General features: G+C 62.4%; 12 protein-coding genes. 3 read left to right on the top strand and 9 right to left on the bottom strand.

Annotated features, from left to right (window positions below):
• Positions 1-7: 7 nt before the first annotated feature.
• From MRBLMS1_RS27595 to MRBLMS1_RS27575, 5 genes are all read right to left on the bottom strand, one after another.
• Complete coding sequence (locus MRBLMS1_RS27595) at positions 8-205, bottom strand: hypothetical protein (protein WP_485883516.1); 198 nt, start codon at positions 203-205, stop codon at positions 8-10.
• Between the two features lie 274 nt (positions 206-479).
• Complete coding sequence (locus MRBLMS1_RS27590) at positions 480-2,546, bottom strand: FUSC family protein (protein WP_485883514.1); 2,067 nt, start codon at positions 2,544-2,546, stop codon at positions 480-482.
• Positions 2,547-2,737: 191 nt separating this feature from the next.
• Positions 2,738-4,606: a 1-deoxy-D-xylulose-5-phosphate synthase gene (gene dxs / locus MRBLMS1_RS27585; protein ID WP_485883512.1), complete on the bottom strand. Its 1,869-nt coding sequence runs from the start codon at positions 4,604-4,606 to the stop codon at positions 2,738-2,740.
• Positions 4,607-5,518 carry a polyprenyl synthetase family protein gene (locus MRBLMS1_RS27580; protein WP_485883510.1) on the bottom strand — a complete coding sequence of 304 codons (912 nt, stop codon included), beginning with the start codon at positions 5,516-5,518 and terminating at the stop codon, positions 4,607-4,609. It abuts the gene before it with no gap.
• Entirely contained in the window at positions 5,515-5,766 is a 252-nt protein-coding gene (locus MRBLMS1_RS27575; protein WP_046683420.1) for an exodeoxyribonuclease VII small subunit, read from the bottom strand. The genes MRBLMS1_RS27580 and MRBLMS1_RS27575 overlap by 4 nt, the downstream gene beginning before the upstream one ends.
• 407 nt (positions 5,767-6,173) lie before the next feature.
• Between MRBLMS1_RS27575 and MRBLMS1_RS27570 the strand changes: the two genes are divergently transcribed.
• Genes MRBLMS1_RS27570 through MRBLMS1_RS27560 form a run of 3 tightly spaced genes read left to right on the top strand, consistent with a single transcriptional unit; the run spans position 6,174 to position 9,125 of the window.
• Entirely contained in the window at positions 6,174-7,274 is a 1,101-nt protein-coding gene (locus MRBLMS1_RS27570) for an aromatic ring-hydroxylating oxygenase subunit alpha (protein ID WP_485883507.1), read from the top strand.
• A 59-nt stretch (positions 7,275-7,333) separates the two neighbouring features.
• Positions 7,334-8,257: a DMT family transporter gene (locus MRBLMS1_RS27565; protein WP_128141297.1), complete on the top strand. Its 924-nt coding sequence runs from the start codon at positions 7,334-7,336 to the stop codon at positions 8,255-8,257.
• Between the two features lie 13 nt (positions 8,258-8,270).
• Positions 8,271-9,125, top strand: coding sequence for a sulfurtransferase (locus MRBLMS1_RS27560; RefSeq protein ID WP_485883505.1), 855 nt, complete (start codon positions 8,271-8,273; stop codon positions 9,123-9,125).
• A 45-nt stretch (positions 9,126-9,170) separates the two neighbouring features.
• Here MRBLMS1_RS27560 and MRBLMS1_RS27555 read toward each other — a convergent pair whose 3' ends face one another.
• From MRBLMS1_RS27555 to polA, 4 genes are all read right to left on the bottom strand, one after another.
• Entirely contained in the window at positions 9,171-10,907 is a 1,737-nt protein-coding gene (locus MRBLMS1_RS27555) for an ABC-F family ATP-binding cassette domain-containing protein (protein WP_485883503.1), read from the bottom strand.
• A 263-nt stretch (positions 10,908-11,170) separates the two neighbouring features.
• Positions 11,171-11,929 (bottom strand): ZIP family metal transporter, encoded by a 759-nt coding sequence (locus tag MRBLMS1_RS27550; protein WP_046683425.1) that lies wholly within the window; start codon positions 11,927-11,929, stop codon positions 11,171-11,173.
• 246 nt (positions 11,930-12,175) lie between these two features.
• Positions 12,176-13,060, bottom strand: a complete 885-nt coding sequence (locus tag MRBLMS1_RS27545; RefSeq protein ID WP_485883500.1) for a dienelactone hydrolase family protein — start codon at positions 13,058-13,060, stop codon at positions 12,176-12,178.
• Positions 13,061-13,201: 141 nt separating this feature from the next.
• Positions 13,202-15,964 carry a DNA polymerase I gene (gene polA, locus MRBLMS1_RS27540; RefSeq protein ID WP_485883498.1) on the bottom strand — a complete coding sequence of 921 codons (2,763 nt, stop codon included), beginning with the start codon at positions 15,962-15,964 and terminating at the stop codon, positions 13,202-13,204.
• Positions 15,965-16,020 lie beyond the last annotated feature (56 nt).

The raw sequence follows: 16,020 nt of genomic DNA, 5'->3' as shown, positions 1-16,020 counted from the left end.
CGGTTTCTTAATTCACGCCGCATTCGGCCTTGCATGCATTTAACAATGCCTTGCAGGTGTTGCTGGAGTGGCCAGAATCGAGGCAATCGGTAAAGGCGCCATAACACTCGCGCTGGCAGTCGCTCAAGCTGTTGCCGGCCGCCCCCACCGAATAGGATGCGCTGATGCCGACGGCGAACAGGAAAAGTGCGATCTTTTTGAACATTTTCTACCTTTCGATTGACGTGAAAAAAGGAAGGCCACTTACGATTGCATGCTTATTACTTTTTAGAATTTACATCCTGAGAAATCGAATATAGACCGCACTTATTTTAGAGTCAACGTTTCCTTCCGATAAATTTCCAGTTTGGAAAATATATTGGAAAAGCCCATGAAATGTGGATTTTGGAGAGATTGGCAGGCGCCAAACGTCTATACAATATTGGCGCCGCAAGCAGGAAAAGGCCGGTTGCGGGCGCAACCGGCCGAGCGGCTACGCTTCAGTGCGAAGAAGTCACCGCGCTATCGACGGCCTGCACATGCTCGCGCAGCAAGCCGCGCAGCAACTGCACCTGCGCCACCGCATCGGCTTGCAGGGCCGTCAAGCCCTCGGCCGCGCACGGGCCGGGCGCGCTGGCATCGGCTTCACCACGCAGCAGCGCATCGATTTCCCCGCTGACGGCGGCAATCCACCGTTGCAATTCGGGCGGCGCCGGCTCGGCCTGGGGACTCAAACTGATGCGCGCCGTACTGCCCGCCACGCGGCGCAGCAGCGGCAAGGTGCGCAGGGCCGCCAGGCCCACGCCGCTGCTGCGGTCCAGGCGGCGCTCGATACGCAAGCGCTGCAGCACTTGCTCCGCGTTATTACTGGCCAGTCCCGCCTCGCGGCGCAGGCGCGCAATCGCGCTGTCCCAGCGTCCACCCGCCGCCAGCACGGCCAGCAGGTATTTCAGGTTGGCCGACACGGCTTTCGCCAGGCGCTGGTCGAGGTCGTCCGCCTCGCGGTCCGGCCACAGGAAAAACGTGGCCAGCAGGGCCAGCACGCAACCAAGCACATTGTTGCCCAGGCGGCTCATCGCATACACCATCTCGCTGGCCGGCGCCGCATAGTCGGCCACCAGCACGAAGGCGGGCGTCATGAACAGCACGTGCAGACTGTAGCTGACACGGCGCAAGGCCATGGTGGCGACGATCAGGGGAAACACCACCAGCGAAATACCGAGCGGCGTGTAAATGAACAGGCCGATCAGCACGGCCAGCACGGCGCCCAGCACGCTGCCCGCGACCCGCTCGATGCCGCGCGGCCAGGTGGTCGACACGGATGGCTGCAAGATCAATAACGTCGCCATCGTGGCCCAGTAGCCGAACGGAATCTGCAAGGCTTCGACCAGCAGGAAGCCGGCCGTCGTCGCCAGCGACACGCGCGCCGCATGGCGCCAGCTCAGCGACTGCGGCGTGGCGTTGACTTTCGCCGTTTGCCACGCCTGCCCCAGCGCCAGGAAGGCCGCCTCGCGCCACGGCAGCTGTGTCGCGCGCGGCAAGCCCAGTTCCATGAAGTCCACGTTCAGGCGCAGCGGCAGCAAGGCGCCCAGCGCCGCTTCCAGGCGCCGTCCGCAGCCCGCCAGGCGGCGCTGCAATGCCAGGGGCGGCGTTTCCGGCTGGCGCTGCACGGCTTGCCCCAGGCGGCGCAGCAGCACGGCCATCACTTCCAGGCTGCGCCGCGCGCGCGGGTCCTGGCGCAGGCGCTGCTGCTCGCGCTCGCACGTATGCGTGACGGCGATCAGATAGGCGAAGATGCGCTCGGCGTCGCTGAGCGCCAGCAGCAGGTTGTCGTACAGGGCGCTGCGTCCCGCGCGCGCGGGCGGCACGGCGGCCAGCGCCACGCGCGCCGCTTCCAGCGCGGCGCGCGCCTGCGAGCGGTAGCTGGCGCCATGCGCGGCCGCGTCCGGCAATGCCGGGCCCTGTTCCAGGAAGCGCGCATTGTCGCGCGCGATGCCGGCCAGGCGCGAATATGCGGCGCGGATGGCGCGTCGGGCCGGGCTAAACGGGTGGATGCGCCAGACCGTAAAACTGAGCACGGTGGCAAACAGGCAGCCGAACATGTACAGGCCCAGGAAAGGCGCCGTCTGCGTCATCGATTCCAATGGATGCGTGACCATCACCACGCAAGCCGTGGCCGCCAGGATGGCCACTTGCGCCGTGGCCGCGCCCCAGATGCGCGCCAGCGCGCCGGCCCAGGAAAACAGCAGCACGGCGATGGCCGCCGCCACCACGCCATGGCCGGCCGCCAGCGCAGTCAGGCCGCCAGCGACCGTCGACAGCAAGCCGAAGCCCACCATCGAGACGAAGCGCATGCGCCGCGTGCCGGCCGCGTCGGCCAGGCAGGTCCAGAAGGCGCCGATGGCGGCCCAGGAAAAATCGGGGTGGTCGAACAGCAGGCCCAGCAGCAGCATGGCGCTCGAGGCGCACGCGGCCCGCAAGCCCTCGGACAGATTCGTTTCATCGATGGCCAGGCTGACCATCCACAGGGGACGGCGCTGCGCCAGCTTGTCGGTATAGGCGTGCATGCCCGTCAGCCAGCGGCCGACCAGTGCGCGCGAACGGCGGTGAAATTTCCTGAAATACAAGTTGAACTTTGAAAGGGTATCAAAGCGTCATCGTAGCATTCCCCGGCGGAAAATGTTGCAGTGCAGCGTAAAATTCCTGTCGACGAAAAAAAAGCGGCACCGCAGTGCCGCTTCTCTTTATGCAGGCAAACTTAGCTGACGACAGCCAGGCGCGGCTGGCTGCCGCCAAAGCGCTGCTCAATCGACGCGGCGATGCCGGCGGCGTCCAGGCCCACGCTTTTCAGCAACTGCACAGGGTCGCCGTGGTCGATGAAGGTGTCGGGCAAGCCCAGCATCAGGATCGGCTTGACGATGGCTTCAAGAGCCAGGGCTTCGGCCACGGCCGAGCCGGCGCCGCCCATGATGCAGCCCTCTTCCACCGTCACCAGGTAATCGTGTTCCGCGGCAAGCTGTTTCACCAGCGCCACGTCGAGCGGCTTGACGAAGCGCATGTTGGCCACCGTCGCGTCGAGCTTGTCGCCCGCCGCCACGCTCGGCGCCACCATGGAGCCGAAGGCCAGGATGGCGATGCGCTTGCCGTGGCGCCTGATCTCGCCCTTGCCGATGTCAATACTGGTCAGTTCCGGCACGATGGCCACGCCAGCACCGGCGCCGCGCGGATAGCGGATGGCGGCCGGACCAGGATAATGGTAACCGGTGGTGAGCATTTGGCGGCATTCGTTTTCGTCCGACGCGGCCATGACGACCATGTTCGGGATGCAGCGCAGGAACGCCATGTCGTAGTTGCCCGCGTGCGTGGCGCCATCGGCGCCCACGAGGCCGGCGCGATCCAGCGCGAACGTCACGTCCAGGTTTTGCAGGGCCACATCGTGAATCAATTGATCGTAGGCGCGCTGCAGGAAGGTCGAATAGATGGCCACGACGGGTTTCAAGCCTTCGCAGGCCAGGCCCGCACCGAAGGTCACGGAATGCTGCTCCGCGATGCCGACGTCGAAATAACGGTTCGGGAATTGCTGTTCGAACTTGACCATGCCCGAGCCTTCGCGCATGGCCGGCGTGATGCCCACCAGGCGCTTGTCGTGCGCGGCCATGTCGCACAGCCAGTTGCCGAACACTTCCGTGTACGTCATCTTGCCCGGCGCCGTGGCCGGCTTGATGCCTTCGGCCGGATTGAATTTCGGCGTGCCGTGGTACAGGATCGGTTCCGCCTCGGCCAGCTTGTAGCCCTGGCCCTTCTTGGTGACCACGTGCAGGAATTGCGGGCCCTTCAATTGCTTGATATTTTGCAAGGTCGGGATCAGCGAATCGAGGTCGTGGCCATCGATGGGGCCGATGTAATTGAAACCGAATTCCTCGAACATGGTGGCGGGCACGACCATGCCTTTGGCGTGCTCCTCAAAGCGCTTCGCCAGTTCCAGCACGGGGCCGGGCAACACCGATTTGCCGACATTTTTCGCCGCAGCATAGAACTGTCCCGACATCAAGCGCGCCAGGTGGCGGTTCAGCGCGCCCACGGGTGGCGAAATCGACATGTCGTTGTCGTTCAAAATCACCAGCAGGTTGACGTCTTCCTGCACGCCAGCATTGTTCATCGCCTCGAAGGCCATGCCGGCCGTCATCGAGCCGTCGCCGATCACGGCGATCGCGTGCAGCGGGTCGCCCTTGATCTTGGCGGCCTGCGCCATGCCCAGCGCGGCCGAGATCGACGTCGACGAGTGCGCCGTGCCGAAGGTGTCGTATTCGCTTTCGTCGCGCTTCGGGAAGCCGGAAATGCCATCTTTCTGGCGCAAGGTATGCATGCGCTCGCGGCGGCCCGTCAGTATCTTGTGCGAATAGGTCTGGTGGCCCACGTCCCACACGATGCGGTCGTGCGGCGTGTTGAACACGTAATGCAGCGCGACGGTCAGCTCGACCGTGCCCAGGTTGGACGACAGGTGGCCGCCCGTCTTGGAAACGGAGTCGAGCAGGAAGCTGCGCAATTCCTGGGCCAGCGGCACCAGTTGCGAGCGGGCCAGCTTGCGCACTTGCGCTGGTTCATTGATGGTTTCTAACAGTTTCATTTATGCCTTCCGCTGCACGACCAGGTCCGCCAGCTCGCGCAAACGGCGTGCCTTGTCCCCGAATGGCGCCAGCGCCGCATGGGCGTCGCACCGCAATTGTTCTGCCAGGGCTCTCGATGGTTCCAGCCCCAGTATCGATACGTAAGTCGGCTTGTTGGCGGCCGCATCCTTGCCTGCCGTCTTGCCCAGGGTGGCCGAATCGGCCGTGGCATCGAGCACGTCGTCGACCACCTGGAACGCCAGTCCGACGGCGCGCGCATACGCGTTCAGCGCCGTCATCTCGTCTGGCGTCAAGTCCTTGCCGGCCAGCGCGCCGAGGATCACGGCCGCGCGCAGCAAGGCGCCCGTTTTCAACTGATGCATCTGTTCCAGCTGCGGCAAGGTCAAGGCCAGGCCGACGCTGTCGAGGTCGATCGCCTGGCCGCCGCACATGCCTGCCGAACCCGAGGCATGCGCCAGCAGTTTGAGCATGGCCATTTGCCGCGCCGGAGGAATGGCCGCGCCGTCGGCCAGCAGCATGAACGCCTGCGATTGCAGCGCGTCGCCGACCAGCAGGGCCGTCGCTTCATCGTAGGCGATGTGCACGGTGGGCTTGCCACGGCGCAAGGCATCGTCATCCATGCACGGCATATCGTCATGCACGAGGGAATACACGTGAATCATTTCCAGCGCGCAAGCTGCGCGCGCGAGAGTATCTTGATCCGCATCAAACAGTTCGCCTGCCGCCATCACCAGCAGCGGGCGCACGCGCTTGCCGCCACCGAGCAGCGCATAGCGCATGGCAGCGTGCAGCTTGTGCGGTACCGCCTCCGCCGCCGGCAGGAACTGGTCGAGCCGGCTTTCCACGCCGGACTGAGTCGCTTGCATCCAGTCGCCGAAGGTCACGCCGTCTTGCGATACGCTGGCCATCATTGGGCGGCCTCGCCCGCATCCACGAACGGTTTCAACATGTCGCCTTCCAATACTTTCACCTGCGCTTCGACACTATCGAGCTGGGTAGCGCAATACTTGACCAATTCCGAGCCGCGCTGATACGCCGCGACCGATGCTTCCAGCGGCAACTGGCCCGCTTCCATTTGCGTTACCAGCTGCGCCAGTTCCGCCATCGCCTCTTCAAACGAGGCCGGCGCTGCGGCAGCGGCAGTTAATTTCTTCGACATAGACTCAGATCTCTTCGTGGCACGAGGGGCTTGTAGGGAGACGCCGGGGACTCCCGGCCAGCATAGAAGCGTTATTTTAGAACAAACCACACTATTAAGTGAAAACTAAAGCGCAATCAGCGCGCTCAAAGTCAATAGCGTTGCCAGATTGGCAGTGGATTTTAGCGCAATCGCCCCTCTCTACCGGGTATTGCGCGCCAAATGACAATGTTTCTCATTAAAGTAGCCTATTTACCGGGGGGTTTTGGCAATGCCGAGGCCGATACGCGCTATAATCGCCGGTTCTGTCCGAAATACCGTTTCAACAAATTTGAATTCAGGTCTTTGCGGATTCTTTCTCTCTGTAGCGGTTGTCCAGGCAAGGGCCTGGGGCACTGCTGACCGTTGTACATTTATGGGGGGTTGGGATGTCCGATCTGGCTACTCACGCCAAGCTGGCGCGCTCAAACGCGCAACTTCCGGTCCACGTCTATTTTGACGAAACGCTGTTGCAGCGTGAAATGCAGCAATTGTTCCAAGCCGGCCCGCGCTATGTCGGGCATGCGCTGATGGTGCCGGAAACCGGCGATTTTGCGACCCTGGCGTCTGAGAACGAGGGGCGCATGCTCGTGCGCAACGCCAACGGCATCGAAGTGCTGTCCAACGTGTGCCGCCACCGGCAGGCGCTGATGTACAACGGCCGCGGCAACGCGAACCATATCGTCTGCCCGCTGCACCGCTGGACATACGACCTCAAGGGCGAACTGATCGGCGCGCCGCATTTCCCCGAGACGCCGTGCCTGAACCTGTCGAAAACGCCGCTGCAAAGCTGGAATGGCTTGCTGTTCGAGCAAAACGGTTACAACGTGATGGAAAAATTGAAAGATTTGTCCGTCTCGAAAGACCTCGATTTTTCCGGCTACATGTTCGACCACGTGGAAATCCACGAGTGCGACTACAACTGGAAGACTTTCATCGAAGTGTACCTCGAGGATTATCACGTCGAACCGTTCCACCCGGGCCTGGGCAGCTTCGTCAGCTGCGACGACCTGCGCTGGGAGTTCGGCAAGGATTACAGCGTGCAAACGGTGGGCGTGCACCGCGGCTTGCAGCAGGCCGGTTCGCCTGCCTACAAGAAATGGCAGGAGCAGGTGCTGCAATTCCGTGGCGGCGAAGCGCCGCCGTATGGCGCCATCTGGCTGACCCTGTATCCGAATATCATGGTCGAATGGTATCCGCACGTGCTGGTCGTCTCGACCCTGTGGCCCGATGGCCCGCAAAAGACGCGCAACGTGGTGGAGTTCTATTACCCGGAAGAAATCGTGTTGTTCGAGCGCGACTTCGTCGAGGCGGAACGGGCTGCCTACATGGAAACCTGCGTCGAGGACGATGAAATCGCCCTGCGCATGGATGCCGGCCGCAAGGCCCTGATGGCCCGCGGCGTGAGCGAAGTGGGTCCTTACCAGTCGCCCATGGAAGACGGCATGCAGCATTTCCACGAGTGGTACCGCAATAATATCGAGCTGTAATTAGCAGAAGGGCCGCATTGCGCGGCCCTTTTTTTATCCTCTCATTTCCCGGGAATCCAATGCAATCGTTATGGATGCTGTTTGCCAGTTTCATGTTCGCCATCATGGGCGTGTGCGTCAAACTGGCGTCGGATATGTATTCGACGTCCGAAATCGTCATGTACCGCGGCATCATCGGCATGATCGTCATGAGCTGCACCATCCTCTACCAGGGTGGCAGCTTCAAAACCACAATGCCGGGACAGCATCTGTGGCGCGGCGTGGTGGGCGTGATCGCCCTGTGGCTGTGGTTTTATGCGATCGCCATCCTGCCGCTGGCCACGGCCATGACCTTGAATTACATGGCGCCCATCTGGATCGCCGTGATCCTGCTGGCCGGCGGCTTCTGGAAAGGCATGAAACAGGTCGAGTGGCCGCTGGTGGCGGCCATTGCCATGAGCTTTGTCGGCGTGACCCTGCTGCTGCAACCGGTGTTCGAAACGGACCAGCTGGCCGGCGCCATTACGGCCTTGATTTCCGGCATGCTGTCTGCCCTCGCCTATTTGCAGGTGCGCAAGCTGGGCTTGCTGGGCGAGCCCGAATACAGGGTCGTGTTTTATTTCTCGGTCGTCAATTTCCTCGCTGGCGTGATCGGCCACGTGGCCAGCGCCGGCGGCGGCCCCGTCGTCTGGCATGCGCACACGAGCGCCTATGGCATCGGCTTGCTGGCCGCCATCGGCCTGTGCGCCACCATGGCGCAGATGGCCATGACGCGCGCGTATCGCCTGGGCAAGACCCTCGTGGTTGCAAATCTGCAATACACGGGCATCGTCTTTTCCAGCTTCTGGGGCGTGATGATCTTCGGCGACCTGTTCGACTGGCACGGCTGGACCGGCATCGGTATCATTCTCGCTTCGGGCATCGCGGCAACCTATTACAATACCCGCAACACGGCCCGTGGCGCGGCGATCGCGCGCACGGATCCGATTGCCAGCGAAGTGTAAAGGAGCGTTCCCGATGTACACCACCTTGATACAGGCCAGCGAACTGGCCAGCCACCTGAACGACAGCAACTGGGTGATCCTCGATTGTCGCCACGACTTGCTTAACCCCAATGCTGGCAGCGACGCGTTTGCCGCCGGCCACATCCAGAACGCGCAGTTCGCCGATATCGATACGGCCCTGTCCGGCCCCAAGACGGCGCGCGGAGCGGACTTTACGGGACGCCATCCTTTGCCCGACCGCAACGCCCTGCTGGCCACCTTGCGCGGCTGGGGCATCAATGACGACACGCAAGTGGTCGCCTATGACGGCCAGGGCGGCATGTTCGCCGCCCGCCTGTGGTGGCTGCTGCGCTGGCTCGGCCATCCTGCCGTCGCCGTGCTCGACGGTGGCCTGGCCGCCTGGCAGGCGCAAGGTTTGCCGCTAGTCACGCCGGTAGCGCCCCGCCCTGTCGGTAACATCACGGAAAAAACCAGCCTGACGCGCACGGTCAGCGTGCAAGACGTCATCGCCAACCTGGAAACCCAGGCGTTGACCGTCATCGACGCGCGCGCGCCCGACCGCTATCGCGGCAAAAACGAAACCATCGACCCCGTGGGCGGCCACATCCCCGGTGCGAAAAACCGTTTCTTCAAAGATAATTTACAAGCGGACGGCCGTTTCAAGAGCGCCGAGGAACTGCAGCGCGACTTCAGCGCATTGATCGCTTCACCGCAAACCGCCATCCTGCAATGCGGCTCCGGCGTGACGGCTTGCCACAACCTGCTGGCCCTGGAAGTGGCCGGCTTGCCGGGCGCGGCCCTGTATCCCGGTTCGTGGAGCGAATGGTGCGCCGATCCGGCGCGGCCTGTAGCGACGGGCACTGAATAAAAAAATGGCGGACCAGATGGTCCGCCACCTTTTACCAGTGGATAACTACGACGTTATCCCCAGCGCCTGATTCAAGCGTTCCAGTTCCGCCAGCCACGCCTGCTGGCTGGCCGGCTTCTGGTGGCGCGGCTTGCGGGCCAGGTCTTCCGCCAGCAATTGCTCCAGTTCGCACAAGCGTTCCAGCTGCACGTCGACGTCCGCCAGTACCGCAGATGCATGCTCCACGCGCGGCACGGGCGTCAACGCCTGCCCATCTTCCACACTGAGCCGTGCATACGCGCTGGCCGCATCGGGCCACTCTTCCAGCTGGCCATCGGCCACCACCCAAAAACGGTTGCACGCCGTCTCGATCAGGTCGCGGTCATGTGATACCAGCAAGCAGCCACCCGCAAAGCCGCGCAAGGCTTGTCCCAATTCCGCCTTGCCCTGCATGTCCAGGTGGTTGCTGGGCTCGTCCAGCAGCAGCAAATGGTAGCTGGCCAGCGACAACCCCAGGAACAGCAGCCGCGCCCGCTCGCCGCCGCTCAGGGTCGCCACCGTCTGGCCATGGCGCGCATAGGGAAAACCTGCCGAGATCAAGGCCTGCTTGCGCGCCACTTGGCTGCGCGCGGCCTCGTTTTGCACGGCAAACGGATACAGGGCGTCAGGCAGGTCGGCGTCATCGGCCAGTTGCTTGAGCGACTGGTCGTAGTAACCGATGTTGGCGGCGTGGTGGTAGCGCAAGTCGCTGCGCTCCTCCTGTGCCTGTATCGCTTGCCAGCACAGGCGCAGCAGGGACGACTTGCCGCTGCCGTTGGCGCCCAGCAAGGCGATGCGGTCGCCCGGTTTCAGCCACAGCTGGCCGACGTGGAACAGCAGCGGCGAGGCGGGCACGGCGCGCACGTCCAGGCCATCAAGCGCCAGCAGCTGGTCGGCCGCCAGCGCCTTGCCACGCAAGCTCAAGCGCCAGGGCGCGCCCTCGCTGACGAACGACTGTTCATCCTGCAGCTTGTCGATGCGCCGCTGCATGCTTTTGGCCTTGCGCGCCATGCCGACGTTATCGTAGACCTTGCCCCACAGGGCCAGGCGGGTGCTGCTGACGGCCAGGCGGTCGATTTCCTTCTGTTCGGCCGCATGGCGGGCGGCCGCGGCCACATCCGCTTCGGCCAGCGCCGCCAGCGCGGGGCCGCACGGCAGGTCGAAGTCGTAGAGGCGGCTATCGCGCAAGATCCAGCTGCGCGTGGCCACGTTGTCGAGCAGGCGCTGGTCGTGCGAGACGAGGATGAAGGCGCCGCGCCAGGCCAGCAGGAATTGCTCGAGCCACAGCAAGGATGGCAAGTCCAGGTGATTGCTCGGCTCATCGAGCAGCAGCACGTTCGGCTCCTGCAGCAGGGCGCGCCCCAGCAATAACCGCGTGTGCTGGCCGCCGGATAAAGAATGCACGGGCACTTGCGCCGTTTCCTGGTCGAAGCCCAGTTCGGCCAGCAGGCTGTCGACACGCCAATGCAGTTCCGGCTGGTCCAGCACGGGCGCCAGCAAGGCGTCGTACAGGCTCAGGCTGGCAAGTTCTGACGGCAAATGCTGCTCCACGTGCTGCAAGCGGCAGGCACGGGCGTAATGAATGGTGCCGGATGTCGCTTCCCGCGTGCCGCTGAGCAAGCCCAGCAAGGTGGATTTGCCGCAGCCATTGTGGCCGATCAGGCCGATGCGGTCGCCCTGGCGCAAGGTAAAGGCGAGTTCGTTGAACAGGAAACCGTCGTGGGTGTCCAGCTGTAAAGCTTGTGTCGAGATAAGGGTAGTCATGGCTCTTGTCTTTGTTCGGGATGCAAGCATCCGCGTTAACAGGAGCGCTAACGACAACGGAGTACCAGGAAAGGACTCGTCTAGGAGGGTAACTTTGCTCTGGCCAGGTTATCGCAGCGCGATAGAACGTGGGCAAGAGCGGACAAATGCGCTTAAAGAGCGTGCGCGCCACAAGGCGAGCAACAAGTTTTCTTCCATTATATTTTCCTCCTTTCTGTGCAAGTTAGTCAGAAAGGCAATACTACACCCACACAGTCAGTACATCAACCGCCGTGGCGCTTGTGCGTCAGGAACAGCACGATGCACACGCCCAGCGCGATCAACAGCACTTGCGGAATGGTTTCGCGCAGGGTGGCGCGGCGCTGCATCTGCGGCATCAGATCGCTCAAGGCAATGTAGATGAAGCCGGACGAGGCGAACACGAGCACGTAAGGAATCAGATTGCTGGCGCGGTCCAGGGTGAAATAGCCGAGCAGGCCGCCCGCCACCGCCATCAGGCTGCACAGCAGGTTGAAGATATAGGCGCGCAGGCGCGAGAAGCCGGCGTTGAGCAGCACGATGAAGTCGCCGATTTCCTGCGGGATTTCATGCGCGATGATGGCCAGGCCCGTCACCAGGCCCAGCTTCGGGTCGGCCAGGAAGGCGGCGGCGATCAGGATGCCGTCCGTAAAATTGTGCATGCCATCGCCAACGAGTATCATCCAGCCGGCCTTGCCCGCCTCGTGCTTGTCGTGGCCGTGCGCATGGTGGTGGCCATCGCCTTCGTGGTGGTGCGAATGGCGCAGGATGGCGAATTTTTCCAGCATGAAGAAGGCCAGCAAGCCCGCCAGCAGGGTGGCGAACAGGGTGCGCGGGTCCGCCTGCGATTCGAACGCTTCGGGCAAGGCGTGCAGCAGGGACGTCGACAACATGATGCCAACGGACAAGCTGACCATGCGCTCGACCACTTTGGACAGGAATGCAAACGAAAAGATCGCCGCCGCGGTAATGCTCAACACGCCCGCGATCGTGGTCGCGAGCAAAATGGATATAAGGACGGGATCGATGATTTTCTTACCTCAAAATGGCGCCGGGTCACTGGCGCCCGCGATGCTGGCGTCTGGCCTGATGAATGCGTTGTTATCTATTGTTTAATTTTTTGCGCGTTTGGCGGCAGCGTCGCGCGATGAAGATGCAATTGTACTGCATTGGCGCGCAGCGGGCATTTTACAGCCCGGTGCGCCTTTCGCGTTAACTTCCGGGAAATGCGGTGTTTTTCTGTTGCGTCGTCACGCCACGCCGTGCTGCTTGAACCAGGCTAAACAACGCGCATAGCCGTCTTTCGCATCGGCCGCCACATAGCTGGGGCGGTAATCGGCATTGAAGGCGTGACCCGCATCGGGATATACGACAAACTCCGATTTGTTGCCGCCCTTGGCCAGTGCGTCCGTCATCTTCGCGATCGATTCCTGGCTGATGCCCGTGTCCTTGCCGCCATACAAGCCCAGCACGGGGACCTTCAAGGTGGCAGCGATATTGATGGGGTTGCTCGGCTGCAAGGGAGTGGGCTCACCCACGAGGCGGCCATACCAGGCCACGCCCGCCCTGACGGCCGGATTGTGCGCCGCGTACAGCCACGTGATGCGCCCGCCCCAGCAGAAACCCGTAATGCCCAGTCGGCTCGTGTCGCCGCCATTCTGTTTCGCCCACGCCACAACGGCGTCGAGGTCCGTCATCACCTGCGCGTCCGGCGTCTTGGCGATAATGCCTTTCATCAACTCCGGAATGCTGCCCACCTTGGTCGGATCGCCCTGGCGCACGAACAGATCGGGCGCCAGCGCCAGATAACCCTGCTTGGCGAAGCGGCGCGCCATGTCGGCGATATGCTCATGCACGCCAAAGATTTCCGAAATGACCAGTACCACGGGCAAACCCGTTTTACCCTCCGGCTGGGCCGCGTACACGGGCACGGCCTGGCCATCGACCATCACCGACATGCTGCCCGTGACGAGCCCGGCGGAATCCGTCTTGATGACGTTTTGCGCCGCCACGGGCAGCACGGCCACGGCAAAGCCCGTTCCCAGCGCCACTTTCAGGAAACCACGCCGGCCATCCGGCCCGGACAAGCTGCTCTGGCCCAGCAAACTTTCACAATCGGTGATCATGTCGCTCATGCGTTTCTCCTGAAGGATGTGTTGACAAAAAATGTCGGCTTACGCGCTGCGCGCTAAGCCGACCTACGGTCACTGCTCGTCACTCTTGATCGGCACGTAGGTCGGCTTAGCGGGGCATGCCCCGCGTAAGCCGACACCGCATCAGTGCGCTTCGTCCCAATTGCGCCCAACGCCTACTTCCGCCGTCAGCGGCACCTTCAGTGCGGCCACGCCGGCCATCAGTTCCGGCAGCTTGCGCTTGACCAGTTCCAGTTCCGCATCCGGCACTTCCAGCACCAGCTCATCGTGCACCTGCATGATCATCTTCGTCTGCAAATTGTCCGTTTCCAGCCAGCCTTGCACAGCGATCATGGCCAGCTTGATCAGGTCGGCAGCCGTGCCCTGCATCGGCGCGTTGATCGCCGCCCGTTCGGCGCCCTGGCGGCGCGGGCCGTTAGGCGAGTTGATTTCCGGCAGCCACAAACGGCGGCCGAACACGGTTTCCACGTAGCCGCGCGCCTTCGCTTGCTGGCGCGTGTCTTCCATGTACTGTTTCACGCCGGAAAAACGCGCGAAGTAGCGGTCGATATAGCTTTGCGCGGCCGTACGGTCCACGCCCAGGTTACCGGCCAGGCCGAACGCGCTCATGCCGTAGATCAGGCCGAAGTTGATGACCTTGGCGTAGCGGCGCTGCTCGCTTTGCACTTCCGCGGCAGGCACGCCGAAGATCTCGGCCGCCGTGGCGCGGTGAATGTCGATGCCGTCGGCAAACGCGCGCAACATGGCTTCGTCGCCCGAGATATGCGCCATGATGCGCAATTCGATCTGCGAATAGTCGGCCGAGACGATGTGGCTGCCGGGCGGCGCAATGAAGGCTTCGCGGATGCGGCGGCCTTCCGCGCTGCGGATGGGAATATTCTGCAAGTTCGGGTCGTTCGACGCCAATCGCCCCGTCACGGCCACGGCTTGCGCATAGTTCGTATGCACGCGGCCCGTCGTGACGTTGATCATCTTCGGCAATTTGTCCGTGTAGGTCGACTTCAGCTTGGCCATGCCGCGGTATTCGAGCAGCACTTTGGGCAATGGATAATCCTCGGCCAGCTTTTGCAAGACTTCTTCATCCGTCGAAGGCGCGCCCGTCGGGGTTTTCTTGACCACCGGCAGTTTCAGCTTTTCAAAGAAGATTTCGCCGATCTGCTTGGGCGAACCGAGGTTGAACGGCTGCTCAGCCAGTTCATAGGCCTTCTTTTCCAGTTCGAGGATTTTCACGGCCAACTCGGCCGACTGGATGTTGAGCAATTCATCATCGATCAGCACGCCGTTGCGCTCGATCTTTTGCAAGACCACGGCCGTCGGCATCTCGATCTTTTCATAGATGAAGGTCAGCTTGACATCGCCCGCCACGTTGCCCCACATGGCATTGTGCAGGCGCAAGGTGACGTCGGCATCCTCTGCCGCGTATTTCGCCGCCTGCTCCACTTCCACCTGATTGAAGGTGATCTGCTTGGCGCCCTTGCCGCACACGTCCTCGAACGGGATCGTCGTGTAGTTCAGGTGGCGCAGGGCCAGGCTGTCCATGTCGTGCTTCTTGTGCGATTCGAACACATACGATTCGAGCAAAGTATCGTGGGCGATGCCGCGCAGGGTCACGCCATGGTTGGCGAAGATGTGGCTGTCGTATTTCAGGTTCTGGCCCAGCTTGGGCTTGTTTGCATCTTCCAGCCACGGGCGCAGTTTCGCCAGCACGTGTTCGCGCGTCAACTGTTCCGGCGCGCCCGCGTAATCGTGGGCCAGCGGGATGTAGCAGGCGGCATGTTCGGCAACGGAGAGGGAAATGCCGACCATCTGCGCCGTCATCGGTTCCAGCGACGTAGTTTCCGTGTCAACAGCCGTCAAGGGCGCCGCATCGATCAGGGCGATCCATTTGTCGAGCTGCTCATCCGTCAGCACGGTTTCATACACGGCCTCGACTGCTGGCGCGGCATCGGCGAACATGTCGCCCGTCGTATTCGCGATGGTGGCACCGGCAACTGTCGGTGCGCCAACGGGAGACATCGGCGGCGGCGCCGCGCCCAGTTCGCGCAGCAGGGCCTTGAAGCCGTAGCGGTTGAAGAAAGCCAGCAGCGCTTCCTTGTCTTCGTGTTTCGCCACCAGCGAATCGGCGATTGTTGTCATGTGCCCGGACAAATCGCAATCGGTCTTGACGGTGATCAAGGCACGCGCCTGCGGCAACCATGGCAGGGCCGTGCGCAGGTTTTCACCGACGGCGCCGCCCACACTGGCCGCGTTTTCCATCACGCCTTCCAGGCTGTCGTACAAGGTCAGCCATTTGACGGCCGTCTTCGGACCGCATTTCGATACGCCCGGCACGTTGTCGACCGTATCGCCGATCAGCGACAGATAATCGATGATGCGGTTCGGCGGCACGCCGAATTTGACCAGCACGGCCGCTTCGTCGAGCTTTTCATTGCTCATGGTATTGATCAGGGTCACCTGGCTGTTGACCAGCTGCGCCAGGTCCTTGTCGCCCGTGGACACCACCACGTTCATGCCGGCCGCTGCCGCCTGCACGGCCAAAGTCCCGATCACGTCATCCGCTTCCACGCCGTCGACCATCAGGATAGGCCAGCCCATGGCGCGCACGGCTTCGTGGATCGGTTCGATCTGCAAGCGCAGGTCGTCCGGCATCGAAGCGCGCGTGGCCTTGTACTCGGGATACATGTCATCGCGGAAAGTTTTCCCTTTGGCATCGAACACGCAGGCGATGTAGGCGGCCGGGTAATCGGCGCGCAAACGGCGCAGCATGTTGACCATGCCGTGCATGGCGCCCGTGGGATAGCCATCCGGGCTGCGCAGGTCGGGCAGCGCATGGAAGGCACGATAAAGGTAACTGGAACCGTCGACTAACAGCAGGGTGTTTTGCATAATGCCAATAAAATAAGGTGAGCCGCGCCAGCCGGGAAGAAACAGCGGCGGACGGG

This window comes from Massilia sp. LMS1-1-1.1 (assembly GCF_040815535.1).
GTDB classification, from domain to species: Bacteria; Pseudomonadota; Gammaproteobacteria; order Burkholderiales; family Burkholderiaceae_D; genus Janthinobacterium; species Janthinobacterium aestuarii.
This window is presented reverse-complemented; position numbering and strand designations above follow the sequence as displayed.

What these genes read in the sequence shown, in the direction of transcription:
- MRBLMS1_RS27565 (WP_128141297.1), top strand. Translation starts at nt 7,334, where the DNA reads ATGCAATCGTTATGGATGCTGTTTGCCAGTTTCATGTTCGCCATCATG.
- MRBLMS1_RS27560 (WP_485883505.1), top strand. Translation starts at nt 8,271, where the DNA reads ATGTACACCACCTTGATACAGGCCAGCGAACTGGCCAGCCACCTGAAC.
- polA (WP_485883498.1), bottom strand. Translation starts at nt 15,964, where the DNA reads ATGCAAAACACCCTGCTGTTAGTCGACGGTTCCAGTTACCTTTATCGT.
- MRBLMS1_RS27555 (WP_485883503.1), bottom strand. Translation starts at nt 10,907, where the DNA reads ATGACTACCCTTATCTCGACACAAGCTTTACAGCTGGACACCCACGAC.
- MRBLMS1_RS27590 (WP_485883514.1), bottom strand. Translation starts at nt 2,546, where the DNA reads ATGCACGCCTATACCGACAAGCTGGCGCAGCGCCGTCCCCTGTGGATG.
- MRBLMS1_RS27575 (WP_046683420.1), bottom strand. Translation starts at nt 5,766, where the DNA reads ATGTCGAAGAAATTAACTGCCGCTGCCGCAGCGCCGGCCTCGTTTGAA.
- MRBLMS1_RS27580 (WP_485883510.1), bottom strand. Translation starts at nt 5,518, where the DNA reads ATGATGGCCAGCGTATCGCAAGACGGCGTGACCTTCGGCGACTGGATG.
- MRBLMS1_RS27595 (WP_485883516.1), bottom strand. Translation starts at nt 205, where the DNA reads ATGTTCAAAAAGATCGCACTTTTCCTGTTCGCCGTCGGCATCAGCGCA.
- dxs (WP_485883512.1), bottom strand. Translation starts at nt 4,606, where the DNA reads ATGAAACTGTTAGAAACCATCAATGAACCAGCGCAAGTGCGCAAGCTG.
- MRBLMS1_RS27545 (WP_485883500.1), bottom strand. Translation starts at nt 13,060, where the DNA reads ATGAGCGACATGATCACCGATTGTGAAAGTTTGCTGGGCCAGAGCAGC.
- MRBLMS1_RS27570 (WP_485883507.1), top strand. Translation starts at nt 6,174, where the DNA reads ATGTCCGATCTGGCTACTCACGCCAAGCTGGCGCGCTCAAACGCGCAA.